Here is a 3191-nt window from a genome sequence, read left to right on the forward strand (position 1 = left end):
CGTTGTTCAGTTTTCAAAGATCAATGTCTCTCATTTCGTCGTCGTTGTTTGTCAGCGGCGACCTTTATAATATATCACAGTGTTTCATTGTTTGGCAAGTCTTTTTTTTGAAAAAGTTTTTTTCAATTTTTCTTGCCTTTCGCTTCCCTTTTACACAAGCAAAAGGAGCGCGAGATATAATTTATCACGAGCACTCCTTTTTAGTCAAGCTATTTTATTAAAAAATCTTAAATTCATATAAGACTCTTGCATTTACCGCCTATCCTTAGTGTTTATACTGAGAAGAACGTCCACCCCACGCATACTTGGAAAGTTCTTTCTGAGGAGCAAAACGAGCATACATACGAAATACAGTCTTATATCTATTGGCGATGGCATGCCTGATATTTTGGTCCAAGCGCTGATCGCTCAAATCTAACAGCATCTCATCAAGTTCTTTCCGCAAAACATAATCCAGTTCCTTGCATTCTTTTTCGTTGAACAACATTCCCAACATATGCTTGGCCTCCTTCATGAAGTTGCAAGTAACACATTCACTAAAACCCAAAACCCCTTGTACATAATTAGTTAGTCCATCTCATGGAGAAAGCTGCCTTAAGATCCTACTACACTAGATTAACCGGAGTACTCTTTTTATAACCATAATTATTAAAAATTCCCTTTATGGTTTCTCCACGATTATATACTTCTGACCTTTAGGCAATCCTTGGATGAATGGTTTTAATGGTATGCTCCATTCCCGGAGGTTTTATGATAAAAGCGAAAAAGTAATTGTACTTTCAATGATGGCAGCTACAAATAACAGGATTACTGTCCAAATAGATGCTGTAAGTGTTTGACGCATGAATGAAGTCCAGTCTACACCTCTGTTCTCTTTTTTAGTGGATGAGCTAAATATACTTGAAAGTACTTTCCCACCGAACTGAAGTCCAAATGCACAAGCAATAATGATCGCTGGAATCTCTATAATCCCATGTGGCAGCAGTCCTTTTACTATTAGTTCGAACAAATCCTGTCCTTGCAGTGCTGATAAATGAATCAGATAGCCGATAACCGCTCCGTTAATAAATAAGAATATGGCTGGCAGTATACCGAACAACGCTCCTAAAAATATGATAAGAACACCCTTGATGCTGTTATTCAAAAATATAAATACAAAGAAGCTCCATTGCGGATTAGAAGAATCTCTAAGGCTGCCACTGATTTCACTGAGCCCCTCTAATTGCTGAACCAATAGCTTCTCCAGACTGCTAGTAGCTACCCACCCTACAACCGCTCCTACTGCGAAGAGCAGACAGGATAGCAATAAAGCCTTCCGGATTGTTTTTAGATCTTTAATAAACGTGAAGAACGACAACATAAATACCCTCCTGAAATAGTGATCTCTGTTTCTTAGGTCATAACCTTGCGGTACGAGCATACATTTAGAACAAACAAGCATTTCGCATGGGAGAGGAGCGCTGTCATTATGAATTCTTTTTATGTATTCAGCGGCAAAAAGATTAAACGATTCATCTATATCTTCGCCGCTGTGCTTCTTGCTGCTGGAGTTGTCTATGTCGAGAGGGGAAACATAACCGTTTTTTCTGAATCCGGACCTTCCGCGATCTACAGTGTACCCACAGAGAAGAAGCTGATTGCCCTGACCTTCGATATTAGCTGGGGGGAGAAAAGACCCGAACCAATTTTGAAGGTACTTGAAGACAAGAAAGTGGACAAAGCCACCTTCTTCCTGTCTTCACCATGGAGTAAAACTCACCCAGACATTGTAACTAACATCAAAAATGCAGGTTTTGAAATTGGAAGTCATGGTCATAAACACGTCAATTACAGCACACTAAGCAACGAAGAAATTCGTACACAGATCTCAACGGCTCACACCGTACTTACCGAATTAACCGGTACTGAACCCAATTTGATTCGTATGCCTAATGGTGATTTTGACAAAAGAGTCCTTCAGGTTGCCAGCGATCTCGGTTACAAGGTCATTCAATGGGATACAGACTCCCTGGACTGGAAGAACATCGGCGTAGACAATATCGTGAAGCGTGTAACGACAAAAGCGCATCCAGGTGATATTGTCCTTCTACATGCCAGTGATTCCTGTAAACAAACACATGAAGCACTTCCACTCATTATCGATGAGCTCCGCAGACAAGGTTATGAATTCGTTACCGTCTCTGAGCTGATCAGTCAAAGCAACGCCGAAGGTAAAGAAGTTCGCGACTCAGCTTCACTCAGTAATGCCGTTGAGGACGCAGCTGGGCTGTAAAAACACATTTCAATCTCTGGTGCCGTAATGGATGTTGATCTGACCAAAGGATTAATGACGTGGAGAGATGAGTTCCGATATGTCTGGTGTGGGGGTATTCAGCTTCGGATAGCTCAGATCCAGACTCTCCAGTGTCTTTACAACGATGGATAAGGTCAAATAGTTGCGGTACCATTGATGATTGGCGGGTATCCAGTACCAGGGTGCTTTATCTATGCTAGATTCCTTGAAAACATCTTCATATGCTTCTTGGTAATCATCCCAATACTCCCGCTCCTGGAGATCACTTGCATCGAATTTCCAATGTTTTTTGGGATCTTCAAGCCGTTCTTTAATCTTCTTTAGCTGCTTCTCTTTAGAAATATGCAGAAAAAGCTTGATAATAGTCGTCCCCTCTTCCACCAGCATTTCCTCGAACTGCCGTATGTAACGAAAGCGACGCTTCAAGTCATCCTTTTTTAACCCTCCGTGTACCCGCGGTACCAATACATCTTCATAATGCGAGCGGTTAAATGCAGAGATATATCCCTTAGGGGGTGTCTTCTGATGAACTCTCCATAGAAAATCATGAGCCTCTTCCTCTAGAGATGGTTTCTTAAAGCTGGTAACTATAAATCCTTGCGGATTAATGCCTGAAAAAATATGCTTAACTGTGCCATCCTTACCGCTGGAGTCCATTCCTTGCAGAATAACAAGCAGCGAATGCTTTTTCTGAGCAAACAAAATATCTTGGAGCTCTGCCAAACGTGCTTTAAGCTCTTCTGTTTTAGCTTCCACTTCTTTTTTGGATTTAAAAACACCTGTGTCATCCGGATCCAGCTTGTTAAGCCGGATTTCTTTTGTGTCTTTTATCATATAGCGCTTGATGTCCATATATTCCCCTCCTAAAAGTTTTGTGAGCGTTACTACACTTGTGTTA

At 41.1% G+C, this 3191-nt stretch carries 4 protein-coding genes; 1 reads left to right on the forward strand and 3 read right to left on the reverse strand.

The features are described 5' to 3' along the window. Positions 1-265 precede the first annotated feature (265 nt). Both CA598_RS31330 and CA598_RS31335 read right to left on the reverse strand, forming a co-directional pair. Positions 266-496 carry a hypothetical protein gene (locus tag CA598_RS31330; protein ID WP_036680631.1) on the reverse strand — a complete coding sequence of 77 codons (231 nt, stop codon included), beginning with the start codon at positions 494-496 and terminating at the stop codon, positions 266-268. A gap of 252 nt (positions 497-748) precedes the next feature. Next, a complete protein-coding gene (locus tag CA598_RS31335; protein ID WP_373455862.1) occupies positions 749-1357 on the reverse strand; it encodes a stage II sporulation protein M in 609 nt (202 codons plus the stop codon). A 111-nt stretch (positions 1358-1468) separates the two neighbouring features. On the opposite strand from CA598_RS31335, the gene pdaB reads away from it, so the two are divergent. Then, positions 1469-2272, forward strand: a complete 804-nt coding sequence (pdaB, locus tag CA598_RS31340) for a polysaccharide deacetylase family sporulation protein PdaB (RefSeq protein ID WP_094871885.1) — start codon at positions 1469-1471, stop codon at positions 2270-2272. A 51-nt stretch (positions 2273-2323) separates the two neighbouring features. On the opposite strand, the gene CA598_RS31345 is transcribed toward pdaB, so the two are convergent. Further along, positions 2324-3145 (reverse strand): PPK2 family polyphosphate kinase, encoded by an 822-nt coding sequence (locus CA598_RS31345; protein WP_042192144.1) that lies wholly within the window; start codon positions 3143-3145, stop codon positions 2324-2326. Positions 3146-3191 lie beyond the last annotated feature (46 nt).

Origin of the sequence: Paenibacillus sp. VTT E-133291 (assembly GCF_002264395.1) — a bacterium.
In the GTDB taxonomy this organism is placed as follows: Bacteria; Bacillota; Bacilli; order Paenibacillales; family Paenibacillaceae; genus Paenibacillus_AQ; species Paenibacillus_AQ nitricinens.